10 protein-coding genes are annotated in these 18,231 nt (G+C 69.8%); 5 read left to right on the plus strand and 5 right to left on the minus strand.

Going from position 1 to position 18,231, the window contains the following annotated elements:
* Positions 1-36 precede the first annotated feature (36 nt).
* The 4 genes from M2157_RS05455 to M2157_RS05470 form a co-directional block, all read right to left on the minus strand.
* Positions 37-1,362: an enolase C-terminal domain-like protein gene (locus M2157_RS05455; RefSeq protein WP_280864604.1), complete on the minus strand. Its 1,326-nt coding sequence runs from the start codon at positions 1,360-1,362 to the stop codon at positions 37-39.
* An 86-nt stretch (positions 1,363-1,448) separates the two neighbouring features.
* On the minus strand, positions 1,449-2,486 hold the full coding sequence (locus M2157_RS05460) for an ABC transporter permease (RefSeq protein ID WP_280864606.1): 1,038 nt from the start codon (positions 2,484-2,486) through the stop codon (positions 1,449-1,451).
* The gene (locus M2157_RS05465; RefSeq protein ID WP_280860657.1) at positions 2,479-4,041 is read right to left on the minus strand and encodes a sugar ABC transporter ATP-binding protein; all 1,563 of its coding nucleotides are present in this window, start codon (positions 4,039-4,041) and stop codon (positions 2,479-2,481) included. The genes M2157_RS05460 and M2157_RS05465 overlap by 8 nt, the downstream gene beginning before the upstream one ends.
* A gap of 45 nt (positions 4,042-4,086) precedes the next feature.
* Entirely contained in the window at positions 4,087-5,148 is a 1,062-nt protein-coding gene (locus M2157_RS05470) for a sugar ABC transporter substrate-binding protein (protein ID WP_280860658.1), read from the minus strand.
* A 388-nt stretch (positions 5,149-5,536) separates the two neighbouring features.
* On the opposite strand from M2157_RS05470, the gene M2157_RS05475 reads away from it, so the two are divergent.
* From M2157_RS05475 to M2157_RS05490, 4 genes are all read left to right on the plus strand, one after another.
* Positions 5,537-7,768, plus strand: a complete 2,232-nt coding sequence (locus M2157_RS05475; protein ID WP_280864607.1) for an alpha-L-fucosidase — start codon at positions 5,537-5,539, stop codon at positions 7,766-7,768.
* Between the two features lie 368 nt (positions 7,769-8,136).
* Positions 8,137-10,608 (plus strand): SpoIIE family protein phosphatase, encoded by a 2,472-nt coding sequence (locus M2157_RS05480; protein WP_280864608.1) that lies wholly within the window; start codon positions 8,137-8,139, stop codon positions 10,606-10,608.
* A 235-nt stretch (positions 10,609-10,843) separates the two neighbouring features.
* The gene (locus M2157_RS05485) at positions 10,844-12,973 is read left to right on the plus strand and encodes an alpha-galactosidase (RefSeq protein WP_280864609.1); all 2,130 of its coding nucleotides are present in this window, start codon (positions 10,844-10,846) and stop codon (positions 12,971-12,973) included.
* Between the two features lie 42 nt (positions 12,974-13,015).
* Positions 13,016-14,527: a glycoside hydrolase family 43 protein gene (locus M2157_RS05490; protein ID WP_280864610.1), complete on the plus strand. Its 1,512-nt coding sequence runs from the start codon at positions 13,016-13,018 to the stop codon at positions 14,525-14,527.
* A gap of 46 nt (positions 14,528-14,573) precedes the next feature.
* Here M2157_RS05490 and M2157_RS05495 read toward each other — a convergent pair whose 3' ends face one another.
* On the minus strand, positions 14,574-16,220 hold the full coding sequence (locus M2157_RS05495) for an RICIN domain-containing protein (protein ID WP_280864611.1): 1,647 nt from the start codon (positions 16,218-16,220) through the stop codon (positions 14,574-14,576).
* A 373-nt stretch (positions 16,221-16,593) separates the two neighbouring features.
* Between M2157_RS05495 and M2157_RS05500 the strand changes: the two genes are divergently transcribed.
* Positions 16,594-18,216, plus strand: coding sequence for a glycoside hydrolase 43 family protein (locus tag M2157_RS05500; protein ID WP_280864612.1), 1,623 nt, complete (start codon positions 16,594-16,596; stop codon positions 18,214-18,216).
* Positions 18,217-18,231: the final 15 nt, after the last annotated feature.

Below are 18,231 nucleotides of genomic sequence, written 5' to 3' on the forward strand. Positions count from 1 at the left end.
TGGGCCGATCGCGTCGGCGGGTACGCAGCGGCTTCGTCAGACACGGGCGGACCAGACAGGGCCGTCCGGGTATGTGTACTCCTTCAGGGACTCCGGGTGCATCTGCGCGCTGAGTCCGGGTTCGGTCGGCGCGAGGTAGTGGCCGTCGGCGATGCGCACCGGGTCGACGAAGTGCTCGTGCAGATGGTCGACGTACTCGATGACACGGTCTTCGGTGGTGCCGGAGACGGCGACGTAGTCGAACATCGACAGGTGCTGGACCATCTCGCACAGGCCCACCCCTCCGGCGTGCGGGCAGACCGGCACACCGAACTTCGCGGCGAGCAGCAGGATCGCGACGTTCTCGTTGACGCCGCCCACCCGGGCGGAGTCGATCTGCACGATGTCGACCGCCCCGGCCTGGAGGAGCTGCTTGAAGACGACCCGGTTGGCGATGTGCTCGCCGGTGGCGACCTTGATGGGGCTGACGGCCCTGCGTACGGCGGCGTGGCCGAGGATGTCGTCGGGGGAGGTGGGTTCCTCGATCCAGTACGGGTCGTACGGTGCCAGGGCGCGCATCCAGTCGATCGCGGGCTGGACGTCCCATCTCTGGTTGGCGTCCACCGCGATGCGGATGGAGTAGCCGACCGTCTCGCGGGCGGTGCGCATGCGCCGTACGTCGTCCTCCAGTGACGCACCGACCTTCAGCTTGATCTGGGTGAAGCCGTCCGCGACGGCTTCGCGGGCGAGGCGGGCCAGTTTCTCGTCGGAGTAGCCGAGCCAGCCGGGGGTGGTGGTGTAAGCGGGGTAGCCCTGGTCGAGCAGCCGGCTGATGCGCTGTTCGCGGCCCGGTTCGGCGCGGCGCAGGATCTCCAGGGCCTCCTCCGGGGTGAGAGCGTCGCTGAGCCAGCGGAAGTCGACCTGGGCGACCAGCTCCTCCGGTGACATCTCGCCGAGGAAGCGCCAGACGGGCCGGCCCGCGCGCTTGGCGGCCAGGTCCCAGGCGGCGTTGACCACGGCGCCGGTGGCCATGTGGATGGCGCCCTTCTCCGGGCCCAGCCAGCGCAGTTGGGGGTCGTGGACCAGAGAGCGGGAGAACGCGCCGAGGTCGCCGCAGACCGCCTCGACCGAGCGGCCGACCACGTGCGGGGCGAGGGCGGCGACGGCGGCGGCCTGGACGTCGTTGCCGCGGCCGGTGGTGAAGGCGAGGGCGTGGCCCTCCAGACCGTCGCCGGCGTCGGTGCGCAGAACGACGTAGGCGGCGGAGTAGTCCGGTTCGGGGTTCATCGCGTCCGACCCGTCCAGGTGCTCGGACGTCGGGAAGCGCACGTCGAGGACGTCCAGGGCGGTGATGCGGGCGGAGGCGGGCACGAGGGAGGACATGGCGGCAACTCCTGTGGTGCAGGCAGGGCACACGGATCTACGACGGAAAGGTGAGGCGGCGGGCCCGGTGGCGACGGCCGCGCGGGTCACTCCTGGACCTTGCCGCCCGTGATGCGGGAGATGGCGAGGGCGACCAGGATGATCAGGCCGTTGAGGGCGCCGATCCACTGCGCGGGTACACCGCCCAGGGTGAGCACGTTCTGGATCAGGAAGAGCAGCAGGATGCCGCAGAACGCCCCGAACATGGTGCCCTTGCCGCCGTTGAGGCTGATCCCGCCGATGACGGCGGCGGCGAACACGGTGAAGATGTAGCCGTTGCCCTGGGCCGAGGCGACGGAGGCCAGCCGTCCGGAGAGCATCAGTCCGGCGAGCGCGGCGAGCACGCTGCCGGTGACGATGACGATCCACAGCACCCGGTCGGTGCGGATGCCGGCCGCCTTCGCCGCGTCGACGTTGCCTCCGATGGCGTAGAGCGAACGGCCGAAGCTGGTCCATCCGAGCACCACGATCGCGGCGGCGAACAGCATCAGACAGATCCAGATCGAGGCCGGCACACCGAACCATTCGGCAGTGCCGAGGTAGAGCATCGAGTCCGGCAGCTGGAAGAACGTCTGACCGCCGGAGATGCCCGTGAGGACGCCGCGCAGCACGATCAGCATGCCGAGGGTCACGATGAAGCCGTTGAGGCCGAACCGGATGATCAGCAGGGCGTTGAGCACGCCGACGAGTACGCCCACGGCGAGCGTGACCGGGATCGACCAGACACCGGGCAGCAGCCCGAGACCGTGTCCCGCGCCGGTCGGCACGACCAGCCAGGCCGCGACACCGGGCGCGAGGCCCATCGTGGACTCGAGGGACAGGTCCATCTTCCTGACGATCAGGATCATCGCCTGGGCGAGGACCAGCAGGGCCATCTCGGACATGGTCTGCAGGACGTTGACGAGGTTGTCGGCCTGGAGGAAGACCGGGTTGACGATCTGGCCGACGACCGCGATGACCACGATGGCAGGGACGAGCGCGAGATCGCGCAGGCGCGCCAGGGGTATCCGGCCGCCGAGCAGCCTGGTCCGCTGCGCCTCCGTTTCCGTGGGGGCGGCGGTGTCCGCGAGGACGGTCTCAGGCATGGAGGTCCACTCCTTCCATCGCGGCCACGAGGTCGTGGTCGTGCCAGCCGCGGGCGACCTCTGAGGTCACCCGGCCCTGGAACATCACCAGGACCCGGTCGCACATGCGCAGGTCGTCGAGTTCGTCGGAGGCGATGAGCACTCCGGTGCCGGTCCGGGCGGTCTCCTCGACCTTGCCGAGGAGGAACTCCTTGGAGCGCACGTCCACGCCCGCGGTCGGATTGATCAGCACCAGCAGACGCGGGTCGTTCGCCAGGGCGCGGGCCATGACGACCTTCTGCTGATTGCCTCCGGACAGGGCGGAGACGGGCAGTTCGGGACCAGGGGTCTTGATCGCCAGGTACTCGATCATGCCCTCGGCGAGCCGGTCCCGGCGGCTGCGGCTCAGGAACCCGTTCGAGCCAAGGCGCTTCGGTACGGACAGTGTGGCGTTGTCCGCGATGGACATGTCGGGCACGAGGCCCTGGTGGTGCCGGTCCTGCGGGACGAACCCGGCACCGGCGGCGAGCGCCGCGGGCACACTGCCCGGCCGAGGCCGCCGCCCGGCGATCTCCACCTCGCCCGCCGCTGGCGCCCGCAGCCCCACGACGGTCTCGGCGACCTCGGTACGTCCGCTGCCGGCGGCGCCCGCGAGGCCGACGATCTCGCCGGTCCCGACCTGGAGGCTCACGTCGTCGTACGCGTCGCCTCGCAGAGCACGGACGCTCAGCGCGGCCGTGGCGCCGGAGGTGAGGGTGCTCGCCCGTTCCCCTTGCCGGTCGGCCGCCGCCTCGCCGGTCATCGCGGCGACCAGCTCGGTGCGAGGGAGTTCCGCCACCGGCGCCGTGACGATGTGCCGGGCGTCGCGGAAGACCGTCACCATGTCGCAGATCTCGTAGACCTCCTGGAGATGGTGACTGATGAACAGGAACGTGACGCCCTGCCGTTGCAGGTCGCGGATGCGCTCGAAGAGACGGTTGATCGCCGCCCCGTCGAGCTGGGCGGTCGGCTCGTCGAGGATGATGAACCGCGCCCCGAAGGACAGTGCCCGGGCGATCTCGACGAACTGCCGCTGTTCGACGCTCAGTTCGCCCGCGGGGGTCTGCGGGTCGACGTCCACCGACCAGGTCGCCAGCAGGTCCCGGGCGCGGCGACGGGTGCCCCGCCAGCTGATGAGCCGGCTGGGCCCGTGGTCGTGCCGGTGCAGGAAGAGGTTCTCGGCGACGGTCAGCGTCGGGATGATCGTCGACTTCTGGTAGACGCAGGCCACGCGTTGCCGCCAGGTGTTCCGGTCGGCGGGCCGTGGGGCGGGCTCGCCGCCGAAGGTGACCGTTCCCTCGTCGGGGGCCTGGAGGCCGGTGAGGACGGACACCAGGGTCGACTTGCCGGCTCCGTTGCGGCCGACGAGCGCGTGGGTCTCCCCGGGCCTGATGGTGATCCGGGCGCCGTTCAGGGCCACCGTCGGACCGAATCGTTTGACGATGCCCGTCGCCTCGACGACGGGTGGCCCCGTCGGGATCCGTCCGTGGCTCGCCGGGTCGGGCGCGGGAGTGACCGCTCGTTGCCCGTCGCTCATCTCAACCGCCTTGTTCTCGTGAGCCGTTGCATGCAGGAGAAGCGATCAGCCGAGGTTGTTGCCCCACAACGACTTGTCGTCGCTCTTGACGCTGGGCACGCCGCCGTAGGTACCGCCGTCGGCAGTCACCAGCGGGGCGGAGAGCTGGTCCTCCAGCAGTCCGTCGCGGACCTGGATGATGGTGCTGTCATGGTCGGTCCTGCCGGGCTTGAACGTCTTTCCGTCGATCGCGGCCTTGAGGTAGTACAGGGCGTACTTGGCGTAGAGGTCGGCAGGCTGGGAGACGGTGGCGTCGATCTTCCCGGCGGCGATGGACCTGAGTTCCTCGGGGATGCCGTCGTTCGACACGACGAAGACGTGCTTGCTGTCCTTCGGGTCGACCAACAGGCCCTTCTGCTTGAGGAGTTGGAGCGTTCCGGACAGGGCGAAGCTGGACTGCATGTAGACCCCCCTGATGTCCGGGTGGGCGGTCAGGTCGGTCTGCAGCTTCTGAGCGGCGACGGCCCCGTCCCAGTTGGTGGCCTCGCCGAGCACTTTGATGCCGGGGTAGTCCTTCTTCATGCAGTCGTTGAACGCCTCGGTGCGGTCACGGCCGTTGATGGAGTCGAGACCTCCCTCCAGCATCACGACCTTGCCCTTGCCGCCGAGCTTGGTGCCGAGGTACTGGCACGCCTTCTCGCCGTAGGCACGGTTGTCGGCGCGGACCACCATGAAGACGTTGCCGCTGTCCGGGCGGGTGTCCACGGTGACGACCGGGATCTTCTTCGCCTCCAGCTGTGCCAGGGTCGGCGCGACGGCGGCGGTGTCCTGCGGGGCCATGGCGATGCCCTTGACGCCCTGACTGATGAACGTCTGTGCGTTGGCGGTGAGTTTGGCGACGTCGTTCTGCGAGTTGGTGGTCTTGAGCGAGAGGCCGAGCTTCTTGCCGTACTCCGGCGTGTACTTGATGTAGGAGTTCCAGAAGTCGGTGTCGGAGCGCGGGTAGTCGACGCCGACCAGCGGCGCGTCACCGGACGACGCCGACGTGGAGCCGCTGCCGCACGCGCTGAGCAGCGCCAGTGCGGACAGGGCGGAGACGGCGGAACAGAGGGCGGTGCTGAATCTCATCAGTGCTTCCTCGCGCCGGTCCCGTAGTGGGAGATGTAGAGATGGGATGTTTATAGGCGTGACCCGCTGGACTGTCCAGGCCTTCGTACAACACCGAGGGGGAAAAGGCAGTTTGTGAGTATTCGTCACGCCAAGATGGCACCCTCAGGGGAAGATCCATCCCATCAATCGTTCGGCGACCTCATCGCTGCGCTGGCCACACATACACGGCGAGACATTCCATGTTTGCGTGACAGAAATACTCATCAGAACCAGGCAATCCGGGCTATTTGTCCACAGTAATGGTCGCTTTCATCCCTACACATTGGTTGACACGCCAGGCCGACATGGTCGACCTTCATGCGTGGCCCTGCATTCCCCCTGCCCCTTCCGCCCCAGGGATGTGTCAATGTCGAGCTCGATGAACAGGCGCCAGCTCCTGGCCTCCGCAACCTGCGTGGCCACGGCGGCCGTTGCCGGAGGTGCGTTCGGTGCCGGTGTCGCCCAGGCGGCGCCCAGCACGTATACGCCCGACTGGAACTCGGTCGACCAGCACCCGCCGGCTCCGGAGTGGTTCCAGGACGCGAAGTTCGGGATCTACTTCCACTGGGGCGTCTTCAGCGTCCCCGCCTTCGGCAACGAGTGGTACCCGCGCAACATGTACGAGAGCGGGAACAGCGCCAACCAGCACCACATCGCGACCTACGGCCAGCCCTCGGCATGGCCGTACCACAACTTCATCAACGGGGCGCGGGACCTGGCGGGCAACACCGTCAAGTTCGCACCGAAGCTGAAGTCGGCCGGCGGGAAGTTCGACCCCGACGAGTGGGTGCAGCTGTTCGTCGACGCCGGAGCCAGATTCGCCGGCCCGGTGGCCGAGCACCATGACGGATTCTCCATGTGGGACAGCCAGGTCAACGAGTGGAACTCGGTGAGAAAGGGCCCGGGACTCGACCTGCTGCGGCTGTTCTCCACGGCTATCCGCGCCAAGGGCCTCAAGCTGCTGGTGGCCATGCACCACGCGTACAACTTCACCGGCTTCTACGAGTTCGCCCCCGCCCAGACGGACAGCAGCCTCAAGAAGCTCTACGGGCAGCTGGGTTCGGCCGCGGAGAACCAGCTCTGGTTCGACAAACTGAAGGAGGTCATCGACCGCGCCCAGCCCGACATCCTGTGGCAGGACTTCAATCTGGACGCCGTCGACGAGACACAGCGCCTGAACTTCCTGGCGTACTACTACAACCAGGCAGACAGCTGGGGCCGCGAGGTCGTCGCCACGTACAAGGACGGCATGAACGGCAAGGGCGAGGTCTTCGACTACGAGCGCGGCGGGCCGGCCGACCTCACCACCCCGTACTGGCTCACCGACGACAGCATCTCCAGCTCCAGCTGGTGCTACACCCAGGGCATCGGCTACTACACCACCCAGCAGATGCTGCACTCGTTCCTCGACCGGGTCAGCAAGAACGGCAACATGCTGCTGAACATCGCACCGATGGCCGACGGCACCATCCCGCAGGCGCAGAAGGACATCCTGCTCGGTATCGGAGACCACCTGAAGCGCTTCGGCGAGTCGGTGTACGCGACCCGCGCCTGGACGGCGTACGGCGAGGGGCCGACGAAGATGGGCGGCGGCTCGTTCACCACTCCGCACGCGGGCACCGCGCAGGACATCCGCTTCACCCGCAACAAGGCGAACAACGTCCTCTACGCCACGGTCCTGGGCTGGCCCGGCAGCTCGCTGACGATCAAGACCCTCGGCTCGGACCGGATCAACCTCTCCTCGCTGCCCTCGGTGCAGCTCCTCGGCTCCACCGCCGGCACCTATATCGACCTGCCCACACCGACCCAGAACACCTCCGGCCTCACCGTCACCCTGCCGTCCTCGGCGCCGTACAGCGCGGGCGCCTACGTCCTGAAGCTCACCTTCGCCGGCACGATCCCGGGCCTGCGGCCGCTCGCCGGCGCCATCGCCTTCACGGACGTCGACTACACCGGCAACGCCGCCGTCCTCACCGTCGGCGACTACACCGCGGCCGACCTGACCGCGGCCGGACCGGGCCCCCGTACCCTCTCCTCCCTCCGGCCGGCCCCCGGCTACCAGGTGATCGGCTACTCCGGAGACAACTTCACCGGCACCTCCTGGACCTTCACCGCCGAGAACCCCGACCTCAGAGTCACCGGCAACAACGACCAGATCACCTCGCTGAAGGTCCAGTTCAACCCGGCGGCGTACTTCCGGATCACCAACGCCACCAACGGCCTCGCCCTGGACAGCGGCGGCAACGTCGCCTCCGGCTCCAACCTCAAGCAGTGGACCTGGGACGGCAGTTCGAACCTGCAGTGGCATGCGGAAGCTGTCGGAGGCGGCTACTACAGGCTGGTCAACCGCACGAACGGCATGGTCGCCGACGGCTGGGGCGCCACCACCGACGGCTCCGCCGCCCGGCAGGCCGCCTGGAACGGCGGCACCAACCAGCAGTGGACGATCACCCACCGGGGCAGCGACCGCTACTCGATAGCCAACCGCACCACCGGCCTCGTCCTGGACGGCGGCGGCAACGTGGCCTCGGGCTCCATGGCCAAGCAGTGGACCTACGGCAGCAGCACCAACCTGCTGTGGACCTTCACCGCGCTGTAGCCGGCGGGACCTCGGCCCAGGCCGACCGCCTCATCGCCGACCGGCAGCGGAACCGGTACCCGGCGGCCCTGTCGGCCGGGCCGTGCGGCGGACCGGGGTGGGCGAACCCCGGTCCGCCACCCCTTACGCGCACACACGATCGGGACGTCCGCACCTGACCATGTCGCCATCCCATCCACGGCGGCCCACGGACGTCTGCGGTCGTTGTCGAGCGGGGCCGCGCGGGCGCGGCCCCGCTCAGTCCACCCGGCGGTCGGGTACGCGCGGTCGGAGAGCCGGGGAGCAGAAGCGGACCTAGGCTGGAAGCTGCGGCTGAAGACCAGCGCTGACGGGCACGGCTTGTCCGGACGGAGGCGTAGCGCGTGGACATGGCAGGCAAGCAGAACGCCCCCGCTGCCGCGCTGGTAGTGGGCCCGGACGGCGTGGTGAGCGGCTGGAGCGAAAGCGGGCGGCTGTTGCTGGGCTGGACGGCGAAGGAGGCCGTCGGGCGCCCCGTGACCGACCTGCTGGCCGCTCCCCCGCCACCCGGCTTCCCCGAGAGTCACGTCGGCGCCCCCGATCACACGGGGCTCGTCTCCCTGCGGCACCGGGACGGTTCCACGGTGGACGTCTCGGTGTCGGCGCACCCGCTCTTCGGCGCCGACGGCCGGGCACTGGGCCACGCGGTGACCGTCCAACGCTGGGAGCGACGCCCGGTGATCGCCGACCTGGCCTTCGAGCAGAGCCCCTTCGCTCTGGGCGTCTACGACCCTGAGCTGCGGTTTCTGTGGATCAACGCGTCCTCGGGCCGGGTGATCGCGCACTCCGAGGAGCAAGTGCTCGGTAGGAAGTACCGCGAGCTGTTTCCCGAATTCGACCGCGAACTGTTCCCCGAGAGGGACGACAAGCCCTACACCGACCAACTCGCCGAGGTGGCGAGGACGGGCAAGCCCGCGCGTCTCATCACCGTCTTCCGGCCGCTGGGCAGTAACTACGCCAACGCCTGGGCCACCAGCATCTGGCCCGTCCGGGATGCCGAGGGCAGGGTCCGCGCGGTCGCCAACTGGGGATTCGACATGAGCGCGGAGTACTGGGCCAGGCAGCGCCTGCTCATGCTCAACGAGGCCAGCCGCGGCATCGGCCGGACACTCGACGTGATCGGCACCGCTCAGGAACTGGCCAGGACCTCCGTGCCGAGATTCGTCGACCTCGTCACCGTCGATCTCTTCGACGAGGTGCTGCGCGGAGAGGAACCGCCCCTTTCCCCCGCGTCTGCCTCCGGCTCCGCCTCCGGGGAAGCCGTCGCGCTCAGCCGCGCCGCCCGGCACAGCGCGAAGGATGACACGGACCGGGATGACACGGACCGGGCTCCGGGGTCCCCGATGCCGGTCAGTCATGCCCCCGGTTCCGTCGCCGCCCGCTGCATGACCACCGGCAGGTCCACGGTTCAGCTCGCCGCCGAACCGGGCGAGGGCGGCGAGTGGGCCTTCGGGCCCGGGCTCGCCGCCGACCCGGCCCACTGGCCGCCGGGCAACCCGTTGATCGACGAGTCGATCGCCGCGGAGGGGCTCACCGGCCGGATCACCGTGCCGCTCCGGGCCCGCGGCGCGCTGCTCGGCGTCGTCACGTTCGCCCGCAGCGACCGTCCCGAGGCCTTCACCGCCGACGACCTGATCCTCGCCGAAGAGCTGACCGCCAAGGCAGCCGTCGCCATCGACAACGCCCGCCGGTACTCGCGCGAGCGCACGACCGCGCTGACCCTGCAACGCAGTCTGCTGCTCCAGCAGCTGCCGAGCCAGGAGGCCGTGGAGGTGGCATCCCGCTACCTGCCCGGCGGGACGGGCGCGGAAGTGGGTGGTGACTGGTTCGACGTCATTCCGCTCTCCGGCGCCCGGGTCGCCCTGGTCGTCGGCGACGTGGTCGGTCACGGCCTGCACGCCTCGGCCAGCATGGGCCGGTTGCGCACAGCGGTCCGCACGCTCGCCGACGTGGACCTGCCGCCGGACGAGTTGCTGACCCACCTGGACGACCTGGTCATCCACCTCGCCAATGACCTCCAGCCCGCCGGCCGCTTCCAGCCGACCGGTGAGTTCGGGGCCACCTGCCTGTACACCGTCTACGACCCGGTCTCCCGCCGCTTCACACTGGCGAGCGCGGGTCATCCACCGCCGCTGATCGTCTCCCCGGACGGCACCAGGACCCCCGCACCCGCGCAGCCGGGACCACCGCTCGGCATCGGTGGGCTGCCGTTCGAGGCCACGGAACTCGAACTGCCCGAAGGCAGCCTGCTCGCCCTCTACACCGACGGACTGGTGGCGAGCCGCGAGCGCGACGTCGACCAGGGGACGGCCGAACTGCTGCGGGTCCTGAACCAGTCGGCCACCTCACTGGAGGGCCTCTGCGACACGGTGCTGGACACCCTGCTTCCCGAACGCCGCACCGACGACGCCGCCCTGCTGCTCGCGCGCACTCACGCGCTGGATCCCCAGCACGTCGTCGACTGGGACATCGAACCCGACCCCGCGCAGGTGCCGCGCGCCAGGAAGTCCGCCCTCGACCAGCTGGAGGCCTGGGGCCTGGAGGAGACGTCGTTCGTCACGGAACTGGTGGTCAGCGAGCTGGTCACCAACGCCATCAGATACGGCGAGCCCCCGATCAGGCTACGGCTGATTCGCGACGCCTCCCTGATCTGCGAGGTCTCCGACGCCAGCAACACCGCACCGCACCTGCGCCGGGCGCGCGCCTTCGACGAGGGCGGCCGGGGCCTGCTGCTCGTCGCCCAGCTCACCCAGGGATGGGGCACCCGGCACACCACCGACGGCAAGACGATCTGGTGCGCACAGACGCTCCCCGAGCCCTAGCCGCGAACCTTCTGAAGCCGCGTGTCGAAGCGCTTCGAAGAGGCCATCGCCCCCGGCGGAGTGCCAATGCACCAGGGGAGGAAAGTTTCTAGCGGTAGGCACCCTTGTTTCGCACGAAACTTCTTCGTTAACTTGCGCCTGCGAGTGAAGCGCTTCGACAGCCCAGGCCCCTGGGTCATGCGCACGAACCGCTGCCCGGCCGTTGCGCGCGGGCACCGACCTCGAGAGGGCCGCCATGACCCAAGAACAAGGGACCGTCCACTGGGGGCACGAGGCCCTTCATCTCGAGATCGTCCTCGATGGCGACGGCAGCCCCCGCCTCACGCACCTCGGGCTGCCCGGCGAAGCGCGGAGAATCCGCGGTGCGTCCCTGCCCCTGGTGGAGGTGACGGCCGCGGGGCACGGTCGTGCCTGGTCGGGCAACCGCCTCGTGGGCACTGCTCTCGGCGGGCGGCTGCGGCACCGGACTCACCGCGCGACTCGCGACGGCGACTGGCACACGCTGACCGTCCAACTCGCCGACCCGGAAACCGGACTGGTCGCCGAGGTGACCTACCGTTCGCCGGACGGAGTGCCCGTACTGCGCAGCGAGGTGGTTCTGCGCAATGAGGGGGACGCCACCCTGCACCTGGAGTCCGTCTCCTCCCTCGTCGGCCCCCTCGCCGACGGCCCGGAGGCGATCGACGGTGCCGACCTGCTGTGGGCCGAGAACGACTGGCTCACCGAATGCCGCTGGCAGCGACAGCCGATGCGCGTGACCTCACCCGTCCACAGCGGACGTGTGAGCAACGGGCACGGCAAAGCCGGCTTCGCCCTGAACGGACAGGGCACCTGGTCCAGCTGCGGACGCCTCCCCATGGGCGGCCTGACGAACCGGCGTACCGGCCGCACCTGGGTGTGGCAGATCGAGCACAACGGCGGGGGCTGGCGCTGGGAATGCGGAGAGCACGACAAGGCGGCCTACGCGGCGCTGTTCGGACCCACCGACACCCACCACGGCTGGCGGCATCCGCTGGAGCCGGGCGCGGAGTTCCGCACCGTACCCGCGGCCTTGTGCTTCAGCGCCGGCGGTGGCCCCGACGCCGCGTTCGCCGCGCTCACCCGGTACCGCCGGGCCGCCCGCCGCCCGCACGCCGACCACCAGCGGCTGCCCGTCATCTTCAACGACTACATGAACTGCCTGATGGGCGACCCCACCACCGAGAAGCTGCTGCCGCACATCGACGCGGCGGCCGAAGCGGGCGCGGAGTACTTCGTCATCGACGCCGGCTGGTACGACGGCGAGAACGGCGGCTGGTGGGACAGCGTAGGAGCCTGGGAGCCGGCCGCGTCCCGGTTCCCCGGCGAGCGCGGGATCCATGAGGTGCTGGACCGCATCCGCGAGCGCGGCATGGTGCCCGGTCTGTGGCTGGAGCCGGAGGTGATCGGCGTCCGCAGCCCCATGGCCAAATCCCTCCCGGACGAGGCGTTCTTCCGCCGCGACGGCGTCCGCGTCACCGAGACCGGCCGCCACCACCTGGACCTGCGCCACCCCGCCGCCCGTGCCCACCTGGACCAGGTCGTGGACCGTCTGGTCGGCGAGTGGGGCGTCGGCTACCTCAAGCTCGACCACAACATCGACCCCGGCTCCGGCACCAGCGCCCACCCCGGCGAGACCCCGGGCGCCGGACTGCTCGGGCACAACCGGGCGCACCTCGACTGGCTCGACGGCATCCTGGACCGCCATCCGCACCTGGTCGTGGAGAACTGCTCCTCCGGCGGCATGCGCTGGGACGACGCCCTGCTGTCCCGACTGCACCTGCAGTCCACCAGCGACCAGCAGAACCTTGACCTCTACGCGCCCATCGCAGCCTCCGCACCCACCGCCGTCACGCCCGAACAGGGCGCCGTATGGGCCTACCCGCAGCCGGAGGACTCCCTCGACGAGGTGGCCTTCACCATGGCCAACGCGCTCCTCGGCCGGATCCATCTGTCCGGCCGCATTCCCGAACTCGAGCCTGAGGCCCGCGCCCTGGTCCACGAGGCGATAGCCGCGTACAAGGCCATCCGCGCCGACCTGCCGCACGCCGTACCGTCCTGGCCACTGGGCCTTCCTGCCTGGGACGCCCCCTGGATCGCCCTGGCCCTGCGCACTCCCGCCATCACCTACCTGACCGCCTGGCGCCGCCCCGGAACCGACGACAGCGCGACCCTTCACCTGCCCCACCTGCGGGACACCGCCGCCGCTGTCGACCTGCTCTACCCCTCGGTCAGCCGGGCCGCATCCACCTGGACGCCCGACACGGCCGAGCTGAGCCTGACCCTGCCCACCGCGCCGTCCGCCGTCCTGCTCCGCATCACCCCCACGGACCCCGGCGCTCTCTGAACCACCCACGCCAGCAACCCGTCTCGACGAGAGGACCTGTCGGTGCCCCCTCTGCACCAGCCGGAAGGACGCTTCACCAACCCGGTGATCCCCGGCTTCCACCCCGACCCCAGCGTCTGCCGCGTCGGCGACGACTACTACCTGGCCTGCTCCAGCTTCGAGTACTTCCCCGGGGTACCCCTCTTCCACAGCCGTGACCTGGTGCACTGGACGCAGATCGGCAACGCCCTGGACCGGCCGGAGCAACTGCGTCTGTCGGACGCGTGGTCCTCCGGCGGGATCTACGCCCCCACCCTGCGCCACCACGACGGCCGGTTCTGGTTGATCGTCACCAACTGCACCGAGGGCGGCGGCAACCTGATCGTCACGGCCGCCGACCCCGCCGGCCCCTGGTCGGACCCCATCCGGGCGCCGGGTGTCCCCGGCATCGATCCCGACCTGGTCTGGGACGAGGACGGCACCTGCTGGTGCACGGTCGCCGGGGTCTCGCAGGTCCGTCTCGACCCCTCCTCCGGGCAGACGTACGGGACACCGCACAAGCTCTGGTCCGGCGGACCCGGCGCCAAGGCCCCTGAGGCGCCGCACCTGTACCGGATCGGCGCCTACTGGTACCTCCTCATCGCCGAGGGCGGCACCGAGCGCGGCCACGGTGTCTCGATCGCCCGCGGCCGTACGCCCACCGGCCCGTTCGAGCCGTGTGCGGCCAACCCGGTCCTCACTCACCGGGGCACCGACCACCCGGTCCAGAACACCGGGCACGCCGACCTGGTCCAGGGCCCCGACGGCTCCTGGTGGATGGTGCTGCTCGGCGTCCGACCCGGCGGCGGCACGCCGGGCTGGCACGTGCTCGGCCGGGAGACCTTCCTGGCCCCCGTGACCTGGGTGGACGACTGGCCGGTCGTCGGCGAGGTCGCCCTGGACCTGCCCGAGCTACCGTGGCCGCTCTTCCCGGGCCCCGTCGAGGAGCGCCGGGACGACTTCGAGGTCGCCGAACTGCGACCGTCCTGGATCTCCCTGCGCGACCGGCCAGCCGAGCACTGCACCACCAAGGAGCGCCCCGGATGGCTGACGCTCCGCGCGCGCGGCGCCTCCCTCGACGAGCCCGACGTGGTGTTCACCGGCCGCCGTCAGCAGCACTTGTCGTGTCGGGCGCGCACTCTGGTCGACGCGGCGGAGGGAAGCGGTGGCCTCTGCGTCCGGCTCGACGAGCGGCACCACTACGAGCTCGAGTTGTCCGGCTCGCAGGTCCAAGTGATCGCGCGCGTCGGCTCGTTGCGCACGGTCGTGGCCGCACGGTCCGTACCCGCCGGGCCGGTGGTCCTCGCACTCACGATCACGGACCCGCCGCCACCGCACGGCCCGTGCACCGGACCCGACGTCGTCTCCCTCGGAGTCGAGCAGCCCGACGGCACGTTCACCGAGCTCGCGACCCTCGACGGCCGCTACCTGTCGACCGAGGTCGCCGGGGGCTTCACCGGTCGGGTCATCGGCATGTACGCCGCCGAAGGCACCGTCCACTTCGACTGGTTCGACTACGAGCCCCTCGACGGCTGAACCATGCCGGCTGGTGAGTGGGCTGCCGGCCGGTGCGTGACGCCCCTCATGCTCGGGTCCACTTCTGGCCGGCCTGCCCGTTGCAGGTCCACAGGACCAGCGGGGTGCCGTTGGCGGTGCCGGACCCGTCGGCGTCGAGGCACAGCCCGGCGTGGACGTTGCGGATCGTCCCGTCGGAGCCGATGGTCCACTTCTGGTTGTCCTGGCCGTTGCAGGGCCAGGTGATGACCCGGGTGCCGTTGGCGGTGCCCTGGTTGTAGGCGTCCAGGCACTTGTCGCCGAAGACGCGGATCTCGCCGCCCGCCCACGTGGTCCACAGCTGGTTGGCGGCCGTGTGGCAGTCCCAGATCAGTGCCGTGGCCCCGGCCGCGGTGGAGGCGTTGTCCACGTCCACGCAGCGGCCGGAGGCGTTGCCGCGCAGCCGGGAGGTGGTGGCGGCCACCGGGCTGCCGCCGCTCACCCGGAACACGGCCACGCCGTGCGCGGGGACGCTCGCCGAGAGCTGCCCGGACGTGCTGGACGTACCGCCGGTCCACAGGTCGGTGAGGGTGAACGGCCCGCCGGACAAGCCGACTTGAGCGGCCGTGGCGGTGACCGTCGCGGTGCCGCCTCCCCGGTTGAACAGGCCCACCGCGACCGAGCCGTCGGACAGGGGCTTGGCGAACACCTCGGTGCTGCCGTCGTCGCGCACCCTGCGCCCACCCGCGCCCAGCGGATCCTGGTTCACCGCCAGCAGCCGGGGGTTGCGCAGGATCGCGCTCACGTCGGCGGACATGGTGCGGATGTCGTTGCCCGCCATGAGCGGGGCACTCATCAGCGCCCACAGGGCGAAGTGCGAGCGGGATTCGGTCAGCGACAGGCCGGGGCGGCCGACGACCAGCATGTCGGGGTCGTTCCAGTGTCCCGGTCCCGACTGCGCCGCCAGCGGCGCGGTGACGTCGAGGACGTTGCCGACGCCCATCGGATAGCTGTTGGTGTTGCCGTTCTGCCAGATGTCGAGCAGGTCCTCGGTCGTCCGCCACAGGTCGGCGACCTCGCCCCAGTTGTAGGTGGCGCCGGTGATGGCGTGGAAGCTGTTGGGGTTGATGCTGTAGACGATCGGCCGCCCGGTGGCGCGCAGGGCGTCGCGCATGAGCGTGAAGCGTGCGACCTGTTCGTCACGGGTGCCGCTGGAGGAACACCAGTCGTACTTGAGGTAGTCGACGCCCCACGAGGCGAACGTGGCGGAGTCCTGGGCCTCGTGCCCTCTGCTGCCCGTCGACCCCGGATAGGCGCCGCTGGTCTGCGCGCAGGTGCGCTCGCCCGGCACCTGGTAGATGCCGAACTTCAGGCCTTTGCCGTGGATGTAGTCGCCGAGCGCCTTCATACCGCTGGGGAACTTGGTCGCATTGGCCCGCAGGTTGCCCGCCGCGTCACGCTGCGGGTCGAACCAGCAGTCGTCGACCACGACGTACCGGTAGCCGGCGTCCCGCATGCCGGAGGACACCATCGCGTCGGCGGCCTGGCGGATCTGCCCCTCGGTGATACCGCAGCCGAAGCTGTTCCAGCTGTTCCAGCCCAGGGGCGGCGTGAGTGCGGGGCTGCCGGGGGCGGCCGAAGCGGTGGAGTGAACAGACGCCGTCAACGACGCGGTCACCGCCAGCGCGGCGGCCGCGAAGACACGGAGCAGTCGTCTGCCTGATGGTCGGGGCACCGTGAACTCCTTCCGAAGGACATGGGCAGACAGAGGATGACGACTGCACAGGGCCGACCCATGTCACGTATACGACACGCGCCGACAGTTCGAAATTTCGGTCGACTTTCGGACCGTTGGCTGTACGGATGCTAGAGACAGTCCTGCACATGTCAACACCTGAGGGACAGTCGACTGTTCACTTCGACATGTACACACTGCCCGGATCCCCGAAACATTTCGGCGCCAATAGCGAATCATGCGAGAGGCATTGACGGGATGTGTCAGCCTCATATCATCCTGGTTGCTCGACACATCAGTCAGCGTTCGCAATCTCGAACGAGCTTCCTCGCAGAGAGAACGACATATGGATATGTCATGTCCTCGCCAACCAATGGATCGCCGCCGGGCGCTGACCGCCGCCGGCGGCCTGGCCACCGGTGCCTTCCTGTCACTGGCGGGGCCCTCCCCCACCGCCGCCTCCACGCCCGCCCGGGGGCCCGCTCCCGCGGCCGCCGCGCAGTTCACGAACCCGGTGATCTGGCAGGACTTCGCGGACATCGACGTCATCCGCGTCGGCGGCACCTACTACGCCTCCGCCTCGACGATGCACTACTCACCGGGCGCCCCCGTCCTGCGTTCGTACGACCTCGTGAACTGGGAGATCGCCGGTCACTCGGTGCCCGTCCTCGACTTCGGCGCCAAGTACGACCTGAACGGTGCCCGCGGCTACGTCAGAGGCATCTGGGCGTCGTCACTGGCCTACCGCCCGAGCAACAGGACCTTCTACTGGCTCGGTCAGATCGACTTCGCCAGGACGTACGTCTACACCGCCACCGCCGCCGAGGGGCCATGGAGCCGACTGACGACGATCGGCACCCCGTACTACGACGCGGGGCTGCTCGTGGACACCGACGACACCCTGTACGTGGCGTACGGCAACACCACCATCAGCGTGGCCCAGCTCTCGCCCGACGGCCGCAACCAGGTCCGCACCCAGCAGGTGTTCAGCACACCGTCGAGTGTCGGAACCCTTGAGGGCTCCCGCTTCTACAAGATCAACGGGCAGTACTACATCTTCCTGACCCGCCCGGCCAACGGCCAGTACATCCTGAAATCGTCGGGCGGCCCCTTCGGTCCGTACACGATGCGGCAGGTCCTTCTCGACCTGCGCGGGCCGATCCCGGGCGGTGGCGTCCCGCACCAGGGCGGGCTGGTCCAGACGCAGAGCGGCGCCTGGTACTACCTGGCCTTCGTGGACGCCTACCCCGGCGGCCGCATGCCTGCCCTGGCGCCGGTCACCTGGACCCCGGACGGCTGGCCCGTCGTCCAACTCGTGAACGGCGCATGGGGCACGGCGTATCCCAGCCCGACCGTGCCCACTCCTCCCCGCCAGGTCACCCCGATGACCGGCGTCGACACCTTCGACGGTACGAGCCTGAAGCCGAGGTGGGAATGGAACCACAACCCGGACAACACCAAGTGGTCCGTGGGCAACGGACTGACCCTGCGGACCGCGACCGTCACCAACGACCTGTACTGGGCCCGCAACACCCTCACGCACCGCATCCAGGGCCCCACCTCCACCGCCACGGCCCAGCTCGACCACTCGGCGATGCGGGACGGCGACCGGGCGGGACTCGCGCTGCTGCGTGACTCCTCCGCATGGATCGGCGTCAAACGCGACGGCGGCGTGACCCGGGTGGCCATGGTCAACGGACTCACCATGGACGGCAACTGGAACACCACCGGCACCGGCACCGAGGTCGCGAGTGCCACCGTCTCCGGCGGCCGCGTCTGGCTGCGCGCGAGCGCGGACATCCGCCCCGGCGCGGCACGTCCCGGGTCCTTCTCCTACAGCACCGACGGCACGAACTTCACCCGCCTCGGCCCCGCCTTCTCCATGGGCAACGACTGGCGCTTCTTCATGGGCTACCGATTCGCCCTCTTCAACCACGCCACCCAGGCGCTCGGCGGCGCGGTCCGCGTCCTGCGGTTCGAGCTGTCGACGCCCTGATCCCGTCCGATCGAT

The organism is Streptomyces sp. SAI-127, assembly GCF_029894425.1.
Lineage (GTDB): Bacteria > Actinomycetota > Actinomycetes > Streptomycetales > Streptomycetaceae > Streptomyces.

What these genes read in the sequence shown, in the direction of transcription:
- M2157_RS05455 (WP_280864604.1), bottom strand. Translation starts at nt 1,362, where the DNA reads ATGTCCTCCCTCGTGCCCGCCTCCGCCCGCATCACCGCCCTGGACGTC.
- M2157_RS05500 (WP_280864612.1), top strand. Translation starts at nt 16,594, where the DNA reads ATGGATCGCCGCCGGGCGCTGACCGCCGCCGGCGGCCTGGCCACCGGT.
- M2157_RS05460 (WP_280864606.1), bottom strand. Translation starts at nt 2,486, where the DNA reads ATGCCTGAGACCGTCCTCGCGGACACCGCCGCCCCCACGGAAACGGAG.
- M2157_RS05475 (WP_280864607.1), top strand. Translation starts at nt 5,537, where the DNA reads ATGTCGAGCTCGATGAACAGGCGCCAGCTCCTGGCCTCCGCAACCTGC.
- M2157_RS05485 (WP_280864609.1), top strand. Translation starts at nt 10,844, where the DNA reads ATGACCCAAGAACAAGGGACCGTCCACTGGGGGCACGAGGCCCTTCAT.
- M2157_RS05470 (WP_280860658.1), bottom strand. Translation starts at nt 5,148, where the DNA reads ATGAGATTCAGCACCGCCCTCTGTTCCGCCGTCTCCGCCCTGTCCGCA.
- M2157_RS05480 (WP_280864608.1), top strand. Translation starts at nt 8,137, where the DNA reads ATGGCAGGCAAGCAGAACGCCCCCGCTGCCGCGCTGGTAGTGGGCCCG.
- M2157_RS05465 (WP_280860657.1), bottom strand. Translation starts at nt 4,041, where the DNA reads ATGAGCGACGGGCAACGAGCGGTCACTCCCGCGCCCGACCCGGCGAGC.